This is a genomic window from Citrobacter sp. S39 (assembly GCF_009495675.1).
Taxonomy (GTDB): Bacteria; Pseudomonadota; Gammaproteobacteria; order Enterobacterales; family Enterobacteriaceae; genus Citrobacter; species Citrobacter freundii.
Genome location: NZ_CP045555.1, coordinates 510,501 through 530,868, shown reverse-complemented (window position 1 = coordinate 530,868; position 20,368 = coordinate 510,501). Strand labels below are relative to the sequence as shown.

General features: G+C 50.6%; 16 protein-coding genes. 4 read left to right on the top strand and 12 right to left on the bottom strand.

Features of this window, described 5'->3' with window-relative positions; translation table 11 throughout:
- Positions 1 to 46 precede the first annotated feature (46 nt).
- Positions 47 to 136 (top strand): LpxT activity modulator PmrR, encoded by a 90-nt coding sequence (pmrR, locus tag GFB57_RS02450; RefSeq protein ID WP_008321468.1) that lies wholly within the window; start codon positions 47 to 49, stop codon positions 134 to 136.
- Here pmrR and pmrB read toward each other — a convergent pair.
- The 7 genes from pmrB to melR all read right to left on the bottom strand — a co-directional run bounded on the left by pmrB (position 130) and on the right by melR (position 9,645).
- The gene (pmrB, locus tag GFB57_RS02445; RefSeq protein WP_003031847.1) at positions 130 to 1,212 is read right to left on the bottom strand and encodes a two-component system sensor histidine kinase PmrB; all 1,083 of its coding nucleotides are present in this window, start codon (positions 1,210 to 1,212) and stop codon (positions 130 to 132) included. The two genes, pmrR and pmrB, sit on opposite strands and share 7 nt — an antisense overlap.
- Positions 1,213 to 1,881: a two-component system response regulator PmrA gene (gene pmrA, locus GFB57_RS02440; RefSeq protein ID WP_003031849.1), complete on the bottom strand. Its 669-nt coding sequence runs from the start codon at positions 1,879 to 1,881 to the stop codon at positions 1,213 to 1,215.
- Positions 1,882 to 1,885: 4 nt separating this feature from the next.
- The gene (gene eptA / locus GFB57_RS02435; protein ID WP_003031851.1) at positions 1,886 to 3,523 is read right to left on the bottom strand and encodes a phosphoethanolamine transferase EptA; all 1,638 of its coding nucleotides are present in this window, start codon (positions 3,521 to 3,523) and stop codon (positions 1,886 to 1,888) included.
- 146 nt (positions 3,524 to 3,669) lie between these two features.
- A complete protein-coding gene (adiC, locus tag GFB57_RS02430) occupies positions 3,670 to 5,007 on the bottom strand; it encodes an arginine/agmatine antiporter (RefSeq protein ID WP_003031853.1) in 1,338 nt (445 codons plus the stop codon).
- 127 nt (positions 5,008 to 5,134) lie between these two features.
- The gene (locus GFB57_RS02425) at positions 5,135 to 5,896 is read right to left on the bottom strand and encodes an AraC family transcriptional regulator (RefSeq protein ID WP_003031855.1); all 762 of its coding nucleotides are present in this window, start codon (positions 5,894 to 5,896) and stop codon (positions 5,135 to 5,137) included.
- Between the two features lie 311 nt (positions 5,897 to 6,207).
- A complete protein-coding gene (gene adiA / locus GFB57_RS02420; protein ID WP_008321469.1) occupies positions 6,208 to 8,475 on the bottom strand; it encodes an arginine decarboxylase in 2,268 nt (755 codons plus the stop codon).
- A gap of 237 nt (positions 8,476 to 8,712) precedes the next feature.
- Positions 8,713 to 9,645: a transcriptional regulator MelR gene (melR, locus tag GFB57_RS02415; RefSeq protein WP_003031859.1), complete on the bottom strand. Its 933-nt coding sequence runs from the start codon at positions 9,643 to 9,645 to the stop codon at positions 8,713 to 8,715.
- A 269-nt stretch (positions 9,646 to 9,914) separates the two neighbouring features.
- On the opposite strand from melR, the gene melA reads away from it, so the two are divergent.
- The 3 genes from melA to GFB57_RS02400 all read left to right on the top strand — a co-directional run bounded on the left by melA (position 9,915) and on the right by GFB57_RS02400 (position 13,050).
- Positions 9,915 to 11,270, top strand: coding sequence for an alpha-galactosidase (melA, locus tag GFB57_RS02410; RefSeq protein WP_003031864.1), 1,356 nt, complete (start codon positions 9,915 to 9,917; stop codon positions 11,268 to 11,270).
- A gap of 92 nt (positions 11,271 to 11,362) precedes the next feature.
- Positions 11,363 to 12,793: a melibiose:sodium transporter MelB gene (gene melB / locus GFB57_RS02405; protein WP_290366931.1), complete on the top strand. Its 1,431-nt coding sequence runs from the start codon at positions 11,363 to 11,365 to the stop codon at positions 12,791 to 12,793.
- 2 nt (positions 12,794 to 12,795) lie between these two features.
- Positions 12,796 to 13,050 carry a SemiSWEET transporter gene (locus GFB57_RS02400; protein ID WP_003031867.1) on the top strand — a complete coding sequence of 85 codons (255 nt, stop codon included), beginning with the start codon at positions 12,796 to 12,798 and terminating at the stop codon, positions 13,048 to 13,050.
- Positions 13,051 to 13,070: 20 nt separating this feature from the next.
- Here GFB57_RS02400 and GFB57_RS02395 read toward each other — a convergent pair whose 3' ends face one another.
- The 5 genes from GFB57_RS02395 to GFB57_RS02375 all read right to left on the bottom strand — a co-directional run bounded on the left by GFB57_RS02395 (position 13,071) and on the right by GFB57_RS02375 (position 19,989).
- On the bottom strand, positions 13,071 to 13,694 hold the full coding sequence (locus GFB57_RS02395) for a DUF2238 domain-containing protein (RefSeq protein ID WP_003031870.1): 624 nt from the start codon (positions 13,692 to 13,694) through the stop codon (positions 13,071 to 13,073).
- 147 nt (positions 13,695 to 13,841) lie between these two features.
- Positions 13,842 to 15,488 (bottom strand): class I fumarate hydratase FumA, encoded by a 1,647-nt coding sequence (fumA, locus tag GFB57_RS02390; RefSeq protein ID WP_003031871.1) that lies wholly within the window; start codon positions 15,486 to 15,488, stop codon positions 13,842 to 13,844.
- A gap of 96 nt (positions 15,489 to 15,584) precedes the next feature.
- The gene (gene dcuB, locus GFB57_RS02385) at positions 15,585 to 16,925 is read right to left on the bottom strand and encodes an anaerobic C4-dicarboxylate transporter DcuB (protein WP_003031873.1); all 1,341 of its coding nucleotides are present in this window, start codon (positions 16,923 to 16,925) and stop codon (positions 15,585 to 15,587) included.
- A gap of 716 nt (positions 16,926 to 17,641) precedes the next feature.
- On the bottom strand, positions 17,642 to 18,361 hold the full coding sequence (gene dcuR / locus GFB57_RS02380; RefSeq protein WP_003031875.1) for a two-component system response regulator DcuR: 720 nt from the start codon (positions 18,359 to 18,361) through the stop codon (positions 17,642 to 17,644).
- On the bottom strand, positions 18,358 to 19,989 hold the full coding sequence (locus tag GFB57_RS02375) for a sensor histidine kinase (RefSeq protein ID WP_003031877.1): 1,632 nt from the start codon (positions 19,987 to 19,989) through the stop codon (positions 18,358 to 18,360). Before GFB57_RS02375 ends, dcuR begins: the two co-directional genes overlap by 4 nt.
- Between the last annotated feature and the right edge of the window lie 379 nt (positions 19,990 to 20,368).

Here is a 20,368-nt window from a genome sequence, read left to right as displayed (position 1 = left end):
ATATCCTTCAGGCAAACTCTCCTCCATAGTTTCGGAGGAGAGTGTCATGAAAACCCGTATTTATGAAAGTTTGACCACCGTGTGCAGTTTGCTGATCGTCAGCAGCTTTTTGTATGTATGGGTGAGCTCTTACTGAATTTTCGCCAATTTCACCCATGCGCGAGTGCCGTTGGCTCCCTGGCGATTTTGCAAATAGAAATGCCCTTGATGTAACTGGGTGATGCGACTGACAATGCTCAGCCCCAGTCCAATTCCGCCAAAGCGGCTGTCCATACGCACAAACGCTTTACTCAACTCCCCACATTTACTTTCATCAATGCCCGGCCCTTCATCTTCGACGGCAAGGACGGCATCATGCTCTGTGTTCAGGCTAATTGTAATATGGGTGCCTTCCGGGCTGTAACGATGCGCGTTTTCCACCAGATTTCGTAGTAGCATCCGCAACAGCGTAGCATCTCCAGGCACAACAACGTCCGCCGCGCTTTGTGGCAGGAGCAGCGTCTGTTTACGTTGGTCCAGCATGGTGCTGAGTTCATCGTAGGAGGGCAGAATAACATCCTCCAGCAGTTTGACATGCTGGTAGCTCCCGGCCGAAAACGACTGTCCGACGCGGGCGAGTTGCAGCAGTTGCGACACGCTGTCCATCATTTGATCCAGGCGGGCAATTAGCGGCGAAACGTCGACCTTATGGGTTTTGGATAATAATTCCAGATGCAGGCGTACGCCTGACAGCGGTGTGCGCAGTTCGTGAGCGACATCGGCGGTAAATAAGCGTTCGTTTTCAATCGTGCTGGTTAGCCGCGTTACCAGGTCGTTGAGCGCGGAGACAACCGCCTGGATCTCAATGGTTGAGCTGTGAATTTCAATCGGGGTCAGGTTATCGGCTGCCCGCGCCTCCAGCTCTTTTTGCAGATCTGCCAGCGGGCGAGTAATACGTCGCACTGCCTGGTAGCAAATCAGCAGTGCCAGGCTGACCATAAAGATGCCGGGGACGATCAGACTGGCGATGGCCTCGCGGATCTCATGCATGATGTGGCGATCGTTGTTGCGATTTTCGCGCAATGCCTGTTCGAATAACTGTATTTGCTCGGTACTTTCATGCCACAACCAGAAGGTGCTAATCAGCTGAAAGACCAGCAGAATAAGACCAATCGTCAGCATCAGGCGATGACGAAGCGGGAGCGGTTGTTTTAGATATTGCAGCAGCTTCACTTAGCTTTCCTCAGTGGCAACCAGCATATAGCCAAATCCCCTGACCGTGCGGATGCGAGATTTTCCGACTTTGTCGCGCAGGTTGTGAATGTGCACTTCCAGCGTATTGGTCGACGGTTCGTTATCCCAGCTGTAGATGTCGTTATACAAAATTTCCCGGTGTACCGGGCTGCCCGCTTTGAGCATCAGGCGCGACAGGAGCGCGTATTCTTTCGGCGTTAAGATAACCTCTTGCCCGTCCATCCACACCTGGCGCCGACCGATATTCAGCGTCAGATTGCTGACAATGAGTTCACTTTCACCCTGATTGTTGTGACGACGCAGCAGTGCCCGGATGCGGGCATGCAGTTCTTCCAGTGCGAACGGTTTGACCAGATAGTCATCAGCACCCACGTCCAGTCCGCTGACCCGGTCTTTCACCGTGTCGCGGGCGGTGAGGATAAGTACCGGCACGGTGTATTTTTTCTGCCGGATCCGGTTCAGGAAATGCAGACCGTCTTCATCCGGTAAACCCAGGTCCAGAACAACCAGACTGTAATGTCCGCTCTCCAGACACTGCTCCGCTGCACGGGCCGTGGATACGCCGTCGCAGGCGTAGCCTTCTGTTTGCGCGGCGAGTATCAGTCCCTGTAATAACAACGTATCATCTTCAACAATCAGGATTTTCATTCGTTTAGCCTCCCCGGCAGGGTTGCAGAATATCATCTGCTGCCTGGTATTTCTGTGTTTGTACGCCCGTTAATCCCAGCAGGGTCGAGAAGAGATTATCCTGTGAGAAATCTTCTGAGCTTGCCCGTTTTTGCAAACATGTCTGAGAGACCTGATAGCGTTGCTGATAATCCTCGGAGAGCCACAGCAGCATCGGCACATGTTTTTGCGTATCAGGTGCAATCGAATACGGCAGGCCGTGCAAATAGACGCCATTTTCCCCTAAGGATTCACCGTGATCGGAAAGATAAACCAGGCTGGTGGTGAAATTATCCTGGTGCTCTTTCAGTATATTGATTGCTTTATCAACAATATAGTCAACGTAAAGAATAGTGTTGTCGTAAGTATTGACCAACTGTTGCTGTGAACAGGTCTGGATTTCGTTGGTATCGCAGGTTGGCGTAAATTTCTTAAACTGCGCAGGATAGCGGTTGTAATAGGTCGGACCGTGGCTGCCGATGGTATGCAACACAATCACGCCGTCGCCTTTCAGGTTATTAATGTACTCTTCCAGCCCGTGGAACAGGACTTCATCGTAGCATTCACCGTCAATACACTGCCCCGGCAGGTTCAGCTTAGTCATATTCTGGTGTGGAACCCGGTCACAAGCCCCTTTGCAGCCGCCGTCGTTATCGTTCCACAGAACGTTAATTCCCGCCCGTTGAATAATGTCGAGCACGCCTTCCTGATGCTGCGCCAGTTCTTCGTCGTAGTGCGCGCGTGGCATATCCGAGAACATGCAGGGTACTGATACTGCCGTTGCCGTTCCGCAGGACGTTGTGCGGGGGAAATAGACCACATTATCTTTTTCCAGCAGCGGGTTGGTCTGGCGCGAATAGCCTGACAGCGAGAAGTTATCGCCACGTGAAGTCTCGCCGAGAACCACAATCGTCAGGTTCTTACGCTTTTCTTTCACCATCAACGGATTGCGGTGTGCATCTTCGCCAATGCGTACCAGCGGCAGGTGGGCCAGCCTCTGGTGTGAATACCAGGATGACGTCGCCACAATGCTGTTGGATGGACTGAGGGATTTCACCAGTTCTTTGTTGTTGCGAAACAGTGAAGCGTAATCTTTATAGAAGAACGCAGCGACCAGCACGATCAGCAGTGCGGAGATCAGAATGTTCGCGCCACGGAACAGTATGCTGCGCATGACAGACGTGATCGGTTTGATTTTTACCCAGCAGGCAATAAGTGCGGCCAGAATGCCGCTCACCCCGAGCGTGATGAGCAGTTGTGGCGTCAGCAAAGCAAAGGTTTCGGCGGGGGTGGTGTCCATCATATTGGCGATCATTGAGCGGTCGATGATGATGCCGTAGGTCATGATGAAATATTGGGCCGATGCGCCAACCAGAATGAAAATGCACGCCACCAGGCGATTAAGCCACAGGAATGAGGCCAGCGTCAGCACAATGTTCATGACGCTGAACGCGACCACCGGCATTGATAAAAACACCAGCACGTTACGCACAGAGTCCAGAGGCAGGTCTTGCAGCACTTGTTTATAGAACGCAATGTTCAGGAAGGTCGCAAGATAAAATGAGATCAGCAGAAGCCAACTGATTAGCCCGAGAGTGGGCCTTTTAAACAAAAGCTTTAACATTAAGGGGGTTCCATCGACTATGTGGCGCAAATCCTCTCAAAGTAAAATTAAGCAAACCTTAAGTTCTTAATGTTGATTTTTCGAAGAGCGGTGGGAGAACGTTGGCCCGATGAACTTACGCCATCGGGCCACGACGATTGTTGGTGTTAGTTATTGTTTACCGGGGCATCCAGTGGATACGGGTTTTTATGGATCCGGTTGTAGTTCAGTGCGTACAGCGCGGTGATGATCATCAACGTGACGAACGACCACATCACTTCTTTGGCTCCGGAACCGACAACCGCCCAGATGCAGTAGACAAAGGCGATGAAGGTCACCAGTAAGTACATCGGGCGTGCTTTACCAAAGTGACCATGGCCGAGCAGCAGCAGCGCGGCGCAGGTGTACAGATACGGCACCAGGGTGAAGATAACGGAGACCGAAGAGACCAGACCAAACTCTTTCGCTGCGTTCGGCGACATGCTGCTGAACTGGAAGATGGTCATCAGAATGCCGACGATAATTAACCCGGCCACTGGTGTACCGGCTTTGTTCACGCGGGCAAAAATCGGTGGGAACAGGCCGTCATCGGCTGCGGCTTTGGCGGTTTGCCCGGCAAGCAGCGTCCAGCCGCCCAGAGAACCAAGACACCCGGCCGCAGCGCAGAAGGAGACAATTGCCCCTGCGGTGTCACCCAGCGCCATGCGTGCGGCATCACCGAACGGAGAGGCTGAAACACGTAGCGCCGCGTTAGGGATCATACCCATGATCGCGGTGGTGGAGAGCACGTAGCAAACAGCGGCAATCAGCACGCCGCCCATGGTGGCGATAGGTACGTTACGTTTGGGGTTTTTAACCACGCCAGCCGCGACGGAGGCGCTTTCTACCCCGATAAATGACCATAAGGTAACATTCAGAGTGCTTTGAATCGCGCCGAAGGTGTTCATGCCGCTGACGTTCCAGGCCGCCATATAGGTTTCACCGCGGAACCAGAACCAGCCGAAGACGGCAATCCCGACAATTGGTACCAGTGCCAGTACCGTTGCGACGGCCTGCACGCGGGTGATCATTTTCGGTCCGACAATGTTCAGTAATACGAAGATCCACAGCACTACGACACAGGTCAGCGTCAGGACCAGCGGATCTTTTAAGATGGGGAAGAAGTAGCTTAGGTAACCGACGCCAATGACCACCATGGCGATGTTACCAATCCAGCAGGCCAGCCAGTACAGCACGTTGGTCTGGTAGCCCAAAAAAGGACCGAAGCAGCGGCGGGCGTAAGCATAAGAACCACCGGGACTGGAGTCTAAGGACGACATTTTGGCGTACACCATCGACAGTGCCAGAGCACCGATAATCGTGACCAACCATCCGTAGATTGCAATCCCGCCAGTTGACGCAAGGTTTGCGGGTAGCAGGAATACACCGGAACCCATAATATTCCCCGACACCATAAGGGTGACGGGGATTAAGCCCACTTTGTGAGCATCAGCATCCGTCGACATATTTTCTAACTCCTGATAAGGATAAATGACGCCTTATCATACCTCGTCAAAAGTCTGTTTAATGATGACGGAGCTGGGGTATCGCTAATGCTGATATTATTATGGCTTATCGCTAACTGATTAAAAATCAGGCGGCGGATGGCTCCCTATGTTGACTAACATAATGCAGAGGCGTCATCCCATAGAACTCTTTGAATACGGAGATAAAGTATGAGGTACTGTTATATCCACATAGTTGAGAGACCTGGGAAATGTTTTTGCCGTCCATCAGTAATTGATTGACGGCATATCGCATGCGACAGGTGGTAATTATTTGGCTGTAACTTGTATTTTCACTTTTGAGCTTTTTCTTTAACAAACTGGGACTCAGGCATAAGCAACTGGCAACCATGCTTAAATTCCAGTCTTTATGTATATCGCTCTCAATAATGTGATAAACGCTGTCGCTGATACAGTTGCGCAGCATATACATGAGCAAAGAGATAAACTTTTTGCTGTCGAGAAAGCGTGATAACACCGTGAACAGTAGCGAGCGCGTACGCTCTCTTTCAGCTTCGTTCACTGTGTCCATTACGCTATGTTGGGCAGCCACCCTGAAGACATCCGGCGTCAGACACGCTGAGGTCATTACTGGGCTGGCACTGCGTTGCCAGAGTGGGATCTGTGAAAGGTCTTTATTTAAAAAGCGCAGATAGTCTTTAATGATATCGCGGCTAATATGTACGACCAATGCGTTATTAAGTGATGAAAAATCGATAATATTATTATCGCATGCCACCAGTGCCATATGATTAGCTTTTAAACTGATGGCTTCTTTACCGTTAATCCTTAACCAAACATCCTTCTCCGTTAATACAACAACACAAGCTTCTTTGCTGCAAAGCTTCATACCCAACTCCAGGAATATGAAAAAACACCGTAGCTCAACATCAGATGAGCCAAATCGGCTAAATTGAAATTGTATGATGAAACCAGGACCGCAATAAAATAACGTGTCTGAAATTAATTACAATGTTTGGTGGGATTTTTCTTATGTACACATTTTTTTACGCAAGTGGAAAGATGCTATTTGCGTATAAAAAAAGCGCGGGGTGGTCCCGCGCAAAAAGGTATGACAGTGTTATTGTTTTGCAGCAATACTCAGGAATTACTCAAGAATGACATGTCTACCTTAAACATCGGACTATCTAAAAAGAGACATTATGCTTTCACGCACATAACGTGATAAACACCGTCAATAATTTCCGTTCCTTCGGTTTCATGTTCAAATCCAGGGAAGTGGTGGTCCCAGGACTGCAACGAACGCAGGTACCCAATTTGCGGGCTGTTGGCATCGCCAAAGTTTTCACCGGACAGCAGCATCGGAATTCCCGGTGGGTAAGGGATCACGGAGTTTGCCGCAATACGTCCCGCCAGATTTTCAATCGCCACCATCTCAACGTTATCGCTGACTATCGCGTTGTAAGCGTCACGCGGAGTAATATCCGCATCCGGCAGACCGGAGTAGGCTGCATTGAGACGGCTGCCTGGGTTGTTCTCTTTCAGCCAGGCGAACATGGTGTCGCCCAGATCGTGAATACCCATGTTGGCATAAGTGTCAGGATGTTCCTCAACCAGTTCTGGCATCACCTGTGCCAGCGGGGTATTGGCATCGTAATGGTGTTTGAAAGAGCACAGCGTGTTGATCAGTGTGCCCCATTTCCCGCGGGTAATCCCCATGGAGAACAGGAACATAATCTGGAAATCGGTGGTTCGGGTCGGCACGATGCCGTGGCGGCCAAGCCAGGCGGTAACCAGTGCGGCCGGTACGCCGTTCTCTTCCAGTTCGCCATCGTCGCCCATCCCCGGTGCCAGAATGCTGACTTTGATCGGGTCCAGCATGCTCCAGTTATCCGGCAGGTCTTTAAAGCCGTGCCAGGATTCACCCGGACGCATCACCCAGCAGTTCTGATCGGTTGCCAGCAATGTGGCTGGCGCGTCGGCAAAGTCATAGGTTTTACCGGTCTGCGGATCGGTTACCACTTCTTTGTTCCACGGTTTGAAGAACCAGTCGCCTTCGGCGGTAAACTCTTTGTACAACCGTGCCATGGCCTGACGGAAATCGACTGCTTCGTCGATCACTTCCTGAGTGAGCGACAGGCCGCTGTTACCGTCCATCATGGAGACCGCCACGTCGTTTGAGGCGCAGATAGCATACAGCGGAGAGGTGGTGGCGTGCATCATGTACGCCTGGTTAAAGCGGGAGAAGTTCACGGCCCCACGCCCTTCACGAACGTGAATGTAAGATGCCTGAGAGAGCGCATTCAGCAGTTTGTGGGTCGAGTGGGTGGCAAAAACGGTAGGACCGTTATGATCGCCCGGCGCGCCACGCATGGCGTAGTGATCGGCATAAATTGGGTTGAAGCGAGCATAGCCGTACCAGGCTTCATCGAAGTGGATGCGATCGCTGGTTTGTGCGAGCAGATCCTGCGCCTCTTTGGCGTTGTAGCAAACACCGTCGTAGGTACAGTTGGTCACAACGCTGTAAGACGGTTTTTGCCCAGCTTTGCCTTTGGTCAGCGGGCTTTCGCTGATTTTTTTCTGTAAAGTTTCAGGCTGCATTTCTTGCGGGTAGATAGGCCCGATAATGCCGTACCGGTTGCGGCTTGGCACCATGTACACCGGTTTTGCCCCTGTGAGGATCAGCCCCTGTTCGATGGATTTATGGCAGTTACGATCCAGCACCACGACGTCGTTGTCGGTCATACAGGCCTGCATGATGGTGCGGTTAGAGCCGGAAGTCCCGACCACTACGGACCAGGAACGGTCGGCACCGAACACGCGGGCAGCATTTTTTTCACTTTCCCCAAATGCGCCTGTATGGTCGAGTAAAGAACCGAGATTGGTACGTTCAATCCCCATGTCGGTACGGAAGAGATTCTCACCGTAGTAGTCATGGTACAGTCGACCGGCAGGTGTTTTGGTGAAACCGACACCGCCCTGGTGACCCGGTGCAGCCCAGGAATACTCATGGACATTGCTGTATTTCATCAGGGCGTTGAACAGCGGTGGTAACAACTGCTGACGATAGCGAGTCATCGCTGCGATGGCACGGCCAGCGATAAAGTCAGCGCTGTCCTCCAGAATCCAGGCGAATTCATCGACAAGCTCCAGCAGGTCGCGATCCAGCGATGCGGTGGCTTTTTCGCGATCGCCCAGCAGGAATACGGGAACGTTTTGCTGGCGCTCGTGGAGCTTGCCGATCAATTGCCTGACGTTCAGATGTTCGTCTTGTTGTTCCATTTGATAGCTGAACATCAGGCAATCAATGGCTTCATTGGCGGCGAGGATTGCGTAGCCATCGTCGAATGAGGTGGACTTAATGACGGTAACATTTTGGCGGCTTAATGCGTCAGCCAGACGTTCGACAGCGCTACCGACCCAGGTGTCCTGATGCAGAAACTCACTTTCAACAATTAATACTTTCATCATCTTTTACCCGGTTGTGGAAAGGTTGCAATCTATGAATTGCAGACACACCGTATGAATGTGACGCAGGCAAGTATTATCCTGTCAAAACGGGCTGTAAAGCGGGTGAAAAATAGTCTGATTTATGTTTAATTTGTTTTTAAACATATGGTTACGTTTGCTTATTGGCGGTTTTTCACCACCGTTTATCGACAGGGGGATTATTTTTTTGGCTGATACTGATATGGCCGAATGATATCAACCAGCCATTGTTTGCCGATGCTGCTGGCTTAGTTTGCGGTACTGCTGCGGCGACATGCCGACAAACTTGCTGAAGGTGTCATAAAAACGGCTGCTGGAACGGAATCCGGCGGTCAACGCAACGTCGAGAATGGTTTTATCGGTATCGCTTAGCAATGCGCGGACGTGATTGATCCGCATTGCCGTGATGTACTGCTTCAGGGTGAGTTGCATTACGCGTTGGAAAATCCCCATCGCGTAGTTGGCGTTGAGCTTCACGTGTTCCGCGACGTCGTTGATGGTGAGCGCCTGATCGTAGTTATCGGCAATAAAGCTCAGCATTTGGCTGACGTAAAACTGGGCGTGCCGCGACACGCTGTTTTTGTGGGTCCGCGAGGTTTTATTGACGAGTATAGGCTGCCAGCCGGAAAGGCTAAACCGCTTGAGCATCAGACCAATTTCATCAATGGCGAGCTGGCGAATTTGTTCGTTCGGGTTGTTCAGTTCCTGTTGCCAGCGCTGAACTTCAAAGGTGCTCAACTGCTGCGACGCCAGCGATTTGATGACCATTCCATGGGTAACATGGTTGATCAACACGCGATCCAGCGGCCAGGAGAGGAAAAGGTGCATCGGTAAATTGAAGATAGCCATACTTTGGCAACTGCCCGGACGCGTGAGTTGATGCGGTGTGCAGGCCCAGAATAGCGTGATGTGTCCCTGTTTTATCTGTACGACTTCGTTGTTGATCAGGTACTCGACGTCACCATCAAACGGCACATTGATCTCCACCTGCCCATGCCAGTGGCTGGCTGGCATAGCATGCGGTGAGCGCAACTCGATATCCATCCGTTGATATTCTGAGTACAGCGATAGTGGGCTGCGGGTTTGTTCTTCATCGCTACTGCACATGTGCGGATCGGGGGGAAGAGGCGATGTCGGTAATGTACTCATGGTTGCTCCATTTCCTGAATTATCAGAATCATGTCATTTAACACGTATTAAGGCTGAGAATCAGGACACAAATTGGACCGTTACCATTGAGCATAGCGACATTTTGCGGCCACATACTCTGCTTTTTGGGTAATTTTGTCCCATAAACTCAGATCCAATAGGGTGCAGAGTGATGATCTGAGTTTATGGGAATGGTCAGCAGAGAAGTCGGAAGTTTTCAGCTATACGCTGTGCCACCATGACTGTGTTTACTAATGTTCTGGAGAGTCATGATGTCTGCACCCAAAATTACCTTTATCGGCGCCGGTTCCACGATTTTCGTCAAAAATATTCTTGGGGACGTCTTTCACCGCGATGCGCTTAAATCTGCGCATATCGCCTTGATGGATCTCGATCCTACGCGTCTGGAAGAGTCACACGTTGTTGTGCGCAAGTTGATGGATTCTGCGGGCGCGTCTGGACGAATCACCTGCTATACCGATCAAAAAGCAGCATTACAGGATGCTGATTTTGTGGTGGTCGCTTTCCAGATCGGCGGCTATGAACCCTGTACCGTCACCGATTTTACGGTGTGTAAACGCCATGGTCTGGAGCAGACGATTGCCGACACGCTGGGGCCGGGCGGCATTATGCGCGCGCTGCGCACCATTCCGCATTTATGGCAGATTTGTGAGGATATGACCGAAGTCTGTCCGCAGGCCACCATGCTTAACTACGTTAACCCGATGGCGATGAACACCTGGGCAATGTATGCGCGCTATCCGCATATTAAGCAAGTTGGGCTGTGTCATTCGGTGCAGGGGACGGCGGAGGAGTTGGCCCGCGATCTGAACATTGACCCTGCCTCTTTGCGCTATCGCAGTGCCGGGATCAACCATATGGCATTTTATCTGGAGCTGGAGCGCAAAACGGCGGACGGCGCCTATGTGAATCTCTACCCGGAGCTGCTGGCGGCCTATGAATCCGGTCAGGCGCCGAAACCGAATATTCACGGAAATACCCGTTGCCAGAACATTGTGCGCTATGAAATGTTCAAAAAACTGGGGTATTTCGTCACCGAATCGTCGGAGCACTTCGCCGAATATACACCGTGGTTTATCAAACCGGGGCGTGAAGATCTGATTGAGCGCTATAAGGTGCCATTGGATGAATATCCGAAACGTTGTGTGGAACAGTTGGCGAACTGGAAAAAAGAGCTGGAAGAGTACAAAACGGCTGAGCGGATCGACATTAAACCGTCGCGCGAATATGCCAGCACTATCATGAACGCTATCTGGACCGGTGAACCAAGCGTCGTCTATGGCAACGTTCGCAATGACAATCTGATCGATAACCTGCCGCAAGGTTGCTGTGTTGAAGTCGCTTGTCTGGTTGATGCGAATGGTATTCAGCCAACGAAAGTCGGAGCTCTCCCGTCACATTTGGCGGCGATGATGCAAACCAATATCAATGTTCAGACTCTGCTAACGGAAGCCATCCTGACGGAGAACCGCGATCGTGTTTATCACGCGGCGATGATGGATCCGCATACCGCCGCGGTACTGGGGATTGAAGAGATTTATGCGCTGGTGGACGACCTGATCGCGTCTCACGGCGACTGGCTGCCGGCCTGGCTGCACCGTTAATACACAATCACGCCGGGCAGAGCATCCGGCGTTTAACCTCTGACGTTTCCTCTTACAGAAGGCGGGCGCTGGTAACAGCGACCCGATACCCTATGAGCATCTCTCTGACAACAAAACTCAGTTACGGATTTGGAGCGTTCGGTAAGGATTTCGCCATCGGTATTGTGTACATGTACCTGATGTATTACTACACCGACGTGGTGGGATTATCGGTGGGCGTCGTCGGAACCTTGTTCCTGGTGGCAAAAATATGGAACGCGTTTAACGATCCGGTGATGGGGTGGATAGTGAATGCCACCCGGTCGCGTTGGGGAAAATTTAAACCCTGGATCTTACTCGGTACGCTGGCGAACTCGTTGGTGCTGTTTTTGCTTTTTAGCGCACATCTGTTTGAGGGTACTGCGCAGGTCGTATTTGTTTGCGTGACGTATATTTTATGGGGGATGACCTACACCATTATGGATATTCCATTCTGGTCGCTGGTCCCCACGATTACGCTGGATAAACGCGAACGTGAACAACTGGTGCCGTTCCCTCGTTTTTTCGCCAGCCTTGCAGGGTTTGTCACCGCGGGCGTGACGCTACCCTTTGTAAACTATGTTGGCGGCGCGGATCGCGGGTTCGGTTTTCAGATGTTTACGCTGGTGCTGATCGCATTTTTTATTGTTTCTACCCTCGTAACCTTGCGCAATGTGCATGAAGTGTATTCCTCTGACAGCGAATCTACCGCAGACAGCACCCGGCTGACGCTGAAATCAATCCTTGCGCTTATCTACAAAAACGATCAGCTTTCCTGCCTGCTGGGGATGGCGCTGGCTTACAACGTGGCGTCCAATATCATTACAGGTTTTGCGATTTACTACTTCACCTACGTGGTGGGTGATGCTGACCTTTTCCCATACTACCTCTCCTATGCCGGAGCAGCTAACTTGCTGACATTGATTCTCTTTCCCCGTCTGTCAAAGGCGCTTTCTCGCCGGGTACTGTGGGCTGGCGCTTCGGTTATGCCAGTTCTCAGCGCAGGCGTATTGCTGATTATGGCTCTGGGGGCATTCCACAATACTTTCCTGATTGTTACCGTAGGGATCCTTCTGAACATTGGTACGGCGCTGTTCTGGGTACTGCAGGTGATTATGGTGGCGGACACCGTAGATTACGGTGAATACAAGTTTAACGTCCGCTGCGAGAGTATTGCCTATGCCGTGCAGACAATGGTGGTCAAAGGTGGCTCGGCGTTTTCCGCTTTCTTTATTGCGGTGGTGCTGGGATTGATTGGTTATGTTCCGAATGCGACGCAATCTGCTGAGACCATCCTCGGCATGCAGTTCATCATGATCGCGCTGCCCACGCTTTTTTTCGTTGTGACACTGGTGCTCTATTTCCGTTACTACCGGTTGAATGGCGATATGCTGCGTAAGATTCAGATCCACCTGCTGGATAAGTACCGAAAAGTGCCGTCGCCCGTCAAACAGTCGAATACTCCGGAGATTCCGGTGGTAGTAGCCAGCGATGTGAAGGCCTAGCTATGGAGTGGCATTCCTGGATTGGCTATCTGGCGGCAACGCTGACGACGCTCTCTTTTTTGCCGCAGGCGATTAAGGTTATTACCACCCGCAACACGCAAGGCATCTCCGGTTTGATGTATGTGATGTTTGTGTGCGGGCTGGTGTTGTGGCTGGCTTATGGGTTATTGATTGAAGATACCGCTGTCAGCATGGCGAACTTTCTGACACTGTTGTTCGCCTTGCCGATTCTGGTTATCAAGTATCGCAGTAGGTAGCGCAGATTGCCGGAGAAGCGTTAGCGCTCTCCGGCCGTTTTCAACTGCCGATTGTGCCAGCCCGCCAACGCGAGGATCGTTGTTAACGCACCGAGCAGGGCGCAGAACATGTCCGACTGGGTATCCCACGGGTCACCCTGCGTGCCAAGGAAGTCTTCCGCACCTTGTCCCATTGCCAGCGCTGCCCACCACTCGATCAGTTCATACATTGCGCTAATCGCCAGGGCTACGCAGCAGACCAAAAATGCCAGCATCTTACGACCACGGACAATATTGCCACGCACTAAAATCTCTCTTGCTGTTAGGGCTGGTACCAGCCCCTGGAAGAAGTGACCCAACTTGTCATAGGGGTTACGACTGAGATCCAGCCATTCCTGAACCTGAAAACCGACGGGAACTTTGGCGTAGGTATACATCCCGCCTACCATCAGAATGATGGCGTGCAAGAAAATCAACGTATAAAGCAGCGGCGTCAATGGATACTGCTTCATGGTAGCCAGCAACAGCGGGACGACAATAATGACCGGCGTGACTTCCATCAGCCAGGTGATTTTCTCCGAGGCAGAGATACCGGTGTAGATAAGGATCAGCGCCAGGAACACTGCGCCAGTGTGCAAGATTGTGGGGTTCAGAGTGCGGAGCATTGCGAATTCACACGTAATGGAAAAGGTCACTATTCCCTGTGAACGGCAAAAATTCAATACCAGTAAATGGGGGGATAAAGTTGGCCCGGGGGGATCGCTGGACTGACGCCAAAAATTTAGTGCCAGTCCAGTGCCGGGCCGAATGGGTTACTTCGCGCAGTTAGCGCATTGTTTGCTGACGATTTGCTGGAAGAAATCGTTGCCTTTGTCATCGACCAGGATGAAAGCAGGGAAATCTTCTACTTCGATTTTCCAGATAGCTTCCATTCCCAGCTCCGGGTATTCCACGCATTCCAGATGCTTAATGCTCTGCTGCGCCAGTACCGCTGCCGGACCACCGATGCTGCCTAAGTAGAAGCCGCCGTGTTTGTGGCAGGCGTCAGTCACTTGCTGACTGCGGTTACCTTTCGCCAACATGATCATGCTGCCGCCGTGAGACTGCAACAGGTCAACGTAGGAGTCCATACGACCCGCGGTGGTTGGGCCTAAAGAACCGGACGGATAGCCTGCAGGCGTTTTGGCCGGACCCGCGTAGTAGATCGGATGATCTTTCACGTACTGCGGTAAACCTTCGCCGGACTCAATACGTTCTTTTAACTTCGCGTGGGCAATGTCACGACCGACAATGATAGTACCGCTCAGTGACAGACGAGTAGAAACCGGGTACTGAGAGAGCTGGGCGAGGATCTCTTTCATCGGGCGGTTAAGGTCAACTTTAACCACTTCACCTTCACCCGCCTGGCGCAGAGATTCCGGAATGTACTGACCTGGGTTATGTTCCAGTTTTTCAATCCAGATCCCTTCGCGGTTAATCTTGGCTTTAATATTACGGTCTGCGGAGCAAGAAACGCCCATACCAACTGGGCAGGATGCGCCGTGGCGAGGCAGGCGGATCACGCGGATATCATGTGCGAAGTATTTCCCGCCAAATTGAGCGCCAAGGCCGAGTTTCTGTGCCTCGATCAGCAGTTCCTGTTCTAGTTGCAGATCGCGGAACGCCTGGCCGTGAGCATTACCTTCAGTCGGCAGCGCGTCATAGTAGTGTGTGCTGGCCAGTTTCACCGTTTTAAGGGTACTTTCCGCTGACGTCCCGCCAATGACGAATGCGATGTGGTACGGCGGGCAAGCTGCAGTACCCAGCGTGCGCATTTTCTCAACCAGGAAGTTTTTCAGTTTGCCGGGAGTCAGCAGCGCTTTGGTTTCCTGATACAGATAGGTTTTGTTGGCTGAGCCGCCGCCTTTGGCCACGCACAGGAATTTGTATTCGTCACCGTCCACGCTGTACAGATCGATTTGTGCGGGCAGGTTGGTGCCAGTATTCACTTCTTTGTACATATCCAGCGCCGCGTTTTGCGAGTAGCGCAGGTTATCTTCAATATAGGTATTAAATACGCCTTTGGAGAGGGCCGCTTCATCGCCGCCGCCGGTCCAAACGCGCTGACCTTTTTTACCCATGATAATTGCCGTACCGGTGTCCTGGCAGGTTGGCAACACGCCTTTGGCGGCGATTTCGGAGTTTCTCAGGAACTGCAGCGCTACGTACTTATCGTTTTCGCTGGCTTCGGGATCATGGAGAATTGAGGCTACTTGCTGTTGGTGTTCTGGGCGGAGCATGAAGGAGGCATCGTGGAAGGCTTGTTGGGCCAGTAGCGTAAGTGCTTCAGGAGCTACTTTCAGGATTGTTTCGCCTTCAAACTCGCCGACACTGACGTGATCGGATGTCAGCAGGTAGTACTCAGTTTTGTCTTCCCCCAGTGGGAAAGCCGCCTGGTAAGTGAATTCAACTTTTGACATTTGCTTCCAGCCTTTTCATTTTTCTCAGGAATTTTAAAATTCTCTGTGTCTTAATGGTGGCGTGCCGTACCAACGCGGACGGCACGCGAACTGTGATTACAGGAAACCGTACATTGCGGCGAAGATCCAACCAAAGACACAGGATACGCTTACGCCGATCAAACCAGGCAGAATGAAGCTGTGGTTGATAACGAAGCGGCCGATGTGGGTGGTGCCAGAGCGGTCAAACTGAATAGCCGCCAGGTCGCTCGGGTAGGTCGGCAGAATGTAGTAACCGTAACATGCCGGAGCGGAAGCCACGATGTACGCTGGATCAACCCCGATTGCCAGTGCGACCGGAACAATCGCTGCCAGCGCTGCTGCCTGGGAGTTTACAAATTTGGATACCAGCAGCAGAACAATTGCATAGGCCCACGGATACTCTTTCACCATATTGCCCAGCACACCTTCGATTTCTGTCATGTGCGCGCCGAACATTGTTTCGGCCATCCAGGCAATACCGTACACCGCCACAATCGCGATCATACCGGAACGGAAGACTTCGTTTTTAGATATTGAAGCGGGATTGGTCTTCGTCAGGATAATAATCAGCGCACCGGTCAGCAGCATGAACATCTGGATAACCAGCACCATTGACAGTGGTTTGCCGCTAAAGGTAGGGCGCAGCTCAGAGAACGCGCCGAGTACGGCAACAACGGCGATAGCGGCAAGGAAGATCCACATGGCCAGCCAGTTGCTTTTCGGCAGCTTTTTGTCTAACAGCGTGGCGGTATCGCCATACACATAGTTGTGGTTTTCAGGTACAGAAATGAACTTCTGGAACTCTTCATCTTTATCCAGATCTTTACCACGGAACCAGCTGAAGATACCGATCGCCAGGATACCCAACAGGGTAGACGGGATGGTGATGCTGAGCAGGTCGAGGAATTCGAGATGCTTGCCTTCAAACGTTACGTTACCCAGCATTGCCACCAGTGACACAACGGCTACAGAAACCGGGCTGGCGATAATCCCCATCTGCGCACCGATAGAACTCGCCGCCATCGGACGTTCCGGGCGAATATTGTTCTTAATGGCAACGTCATAAATGATTGGCAGGATGGTGTATACCACGTGCCCTGTACCGCAGAGAATCGTCAGGGTGCAGGTAACGAAAGGTGCGACGATGGAAACATATTTTGGGTTACGGCGCAGCAGCTTTTCAGCGATTTGCAGCATAACGTCAAGACCGCCGGAGGCTTGTAAGGTTGCCGATGCGGCCACCACGGCAATAATAACCAGCATGACATCTACAGGTGGTTTACCCGGCTGGAGATGGAAAACGAAAACCAGAATGACCAGGCCGATACCGCCTAATAAACCCAGCGCGATACCGCCCTTTCTGGCACCATAAAACAAACATATTAATATTATGAGAAGTTGTATACTAAATAACATTTTATTTACCCTCGCGAAAAACCCAGTCAATTTTTTGAAAAATGGATCTGTGCCACATTCTTTTTTGCCAGAATAAGCATCAAAAAATGGTCAGTATTCGATATGTCCGTATTTGCGATTAATGTTCAAATGTCTTGCTAGAATTTTTTTTTAAAGTTATGGCGATATTTGGTTTTTTCTGTGGCTTTGATCAGAGGAGAGAATCCTCAGGCGATGGGAAGCAGAGCTGAACATGGAGAGCCGCGGTTGACGCTGTAATTTATCTATTTTGCGTTTTCCGCTATTACATGAACCACCGACAGAATGAGTGAGTGGGTTATTTATGTGATCACGGTCACGCCATTTCATGATGTGATGAAGTCGGCGTGCGGATACTTTTATTTGCTCACAAAAATGTACGGTGTCCATGGTACGTAGCATGGTCTCCATTGCTACCAGTCTAGATTTTGTATGTCTGGTTAATTTCAGACTAATCCTTTATGGGTAAAAATACACACTCTGCGAGTTAGATAATACTTAATTAACTTTTGTTAGCGATTTTGAAATTAAAAACAGTGTGATATTTGTCAATATTAAAATAATACATTTAACATGCCGGATACAAATATATTTGATCTAACGCAAATTTATAATTTTGCAGTGTCAACTGGTGAAATAGGGATTTTTCATTATTTTAATAATTGTTACTTTCAAATAACAAATAATCCCAAGTGTATTTATTGGCAATATTGTTTAAGCAATGAATAGTGTTCAGCCTGCACGCGATAACGATAAACAGGTCTGCCGGTCACGCCATAATGGATGCTGGTAAATAAGATGTGACAATTGACGAGCCAGATAAGGTATTTACGGCAAGAGACGCGCGAGATATTGACCTCGTTAGCCAGCTCATCCGTGGAGAACTCCTGATCCTGGTGCTCATCAATCCACTGGCACAACGTGCGCAACGTTTGTGGCGTTAATCCTTTGGGTAAGCGCCGCGTTTCTTGTTCATTGGAGGAGCTGCCGTGAATCAACTGGTCAAGCTCAGACTGTTCATAGTACTGATGCTTTTCCATCTCAGTTTTTTTCTGTAGCCAGCCGGTGAGCGCCTCTTCAAACCGGGACGCCTGGAAAGGTTTGATCAAGTAGTCAACGACGCCGTAGTGAAGTGAATCTTTGATGGTAGTGGCATCGGCTGCAGAAGAGATGACGATGACATCGCACTTGCAACCTTCACTGTGCAGAACCGGTAGCAGGTCCAGACCGTTTTCTTTTTGCATATAAATATCTAGCAAAATCAGATCGATATGATGACCGCTATGAAAGATTATCTCTTTTGCTTTCTCCAGCGTGGAGGCTGTGCCGCAGCAGTGAAAACCGGAGAGTTGCGCGACATAACGGCGGTTTAATTCCGCTACCATTGCATCGTCATCGACAATTAAGACATTGATCATCTGCTGGCCCTCTCACCATTCCACGGTAACTGTACAAAAAATTGGGTGAAGATCCCAGGTTCAGACTCGACGGATATATTGCCGCCAACGTTTTCAACCTGTTGTTTAACAAGCGCTAAACCTACGCCCCGTTCGGTTCCTTTTGACGAAACGCCCTTCTCAAAGATGTGCTCAATGTTTTCGGGGGCGATCCCCGGACCATCGTCATTCACTTCGCAATGCAACCAGCCGTGTCGATAATGCAAGGATACGCTGATCTCACCACCAGGTTCTTGACCTAGCGCCTCCAGGGCGTTTTCAATCAGATTCCCCAGAACGGTAATCAGCACCGCCACCTGATCTTCGTTGTTATTTTCCGGTAGCTGGCTTTCATTGCTGATGACCAGGCTATGGCCTAAATCAGATGTGCGATTAATCTTACTGAGTAAAAATCCTGCGATCACCGGAGATTTTATTTTTCCTAACAGTGAGCCAATTTCTTCCTGATAATTGTTCGCGGTCTTTAGGATGTAATTTTCAAGCTGCTTATAACTTTTCAGATGCAATAATCCCAGAATCACGTGCAATTTATTCATGAATTCGTGGGATCGTTCACGAAGTGCATCGGCATAGTTGACCATACCGTCCAGGCGTTGCATTAACTTTCGGACTTCAGTCTTATCTCTGAAGGTTGAAATGGCGCCGATGATTTTACCGTTGCTGAGTACCGGGACCGTGTTAATTAAGAGTAGCCGATCCTTCACCATGATCTCTTCATCGCGGCGCGGCGTTCCGTCATGTAGTACCTGTGAAAAATCGACCACCTGTGACCACGCATGGCTGAGCGTGGAGAGCTGGGCATCATCTTGTGATTTGTGATAATCCAGCAGCTCCTGCGCAGCTTGGTTAATCAACGTCACCTCACCGCACTCGTCAACGGCAATGACTCCTTCCTTTATAGAGTGCAGCATCGCCTGGCGTTGTTCGAACAGATTGGAGATTTCATAAGGTTCCAGACCAAACAGAATGCGTTTGAGGACCTTAACGAATATCCATGTGCCGAGCAGCCCAACCAGCACGCCAAATAAGATTGACCAGATGATGCTGCCGCGGCTGTTATTGATCTGTTCAGCAACTCTGCTTAGCTCAAGACCGATCGCCACCACGCCAATTTGCTGGTGATGTTCGTCGTATATAGGGGTGAATACCCGTAGGGCTTTAGCCAGAAATCCGCGATTAATGGCGACATTCTCTTTACCTTGCAGGGCCAGCAAAATGTCATCGCCTTTAAATGGCTGGCCGATTCGCTGTGCTTCGGGATGGGAGTAACGAATGCTTTGCATATCGGTGACGACGATGAACAAAAAATCGTTGCTCTTATTCACCGCCTGGGCAATCGCCTGAATACCGCTTTCCTCGGGCTTTTTCATTAGTCCCTGGCGGATCTCCGGAGAGTTGGCCAACGTTCGCGCGACGGCAAGCGCTTTACTCGCTAACGCATCGCGCGTCATGTTGCTAATTTGCGAGAAATAAATCAGATGAACGACGAGCAGCACGGAGAAGAGAACTGCACTAACCATGAGGATCACGGTGGTGCCAAGCTTCATCGGGCGTTTGCGTATAGCAGTACGTTGCAGTGAGTGTCTCATCACGGTCCTGGAATCACGGTTTGTGCGGGTATTATCGCCTGATGGGGGGCGTAATTCAAAGGTGGTAGGGATTATGGAGCTTAAGTTGTCAGCCCTTCTTCTTTATATAGCGTAGAGTGAATTTCTTTCTATATAGAGGTTTTCATATCGGTTCTCTCCCTTTTCAGGGACGCTGACAGATAATTTGCTTACGATTGTGGATAACTCTGTGTGTAAATGGGTATAAGGCGGGGTTTTGCTGTGGAATGCAGCAGTCAGTCATTTTTCTGCAATTTAAGGGTTGCGGGCCACAGGAAACTCCCTATAATGCGCCTCCATCGACACGGCGGATGTGAATCACTTCACACAAACAGCCGGTTCGGTTGAAGAGAAAAACCTG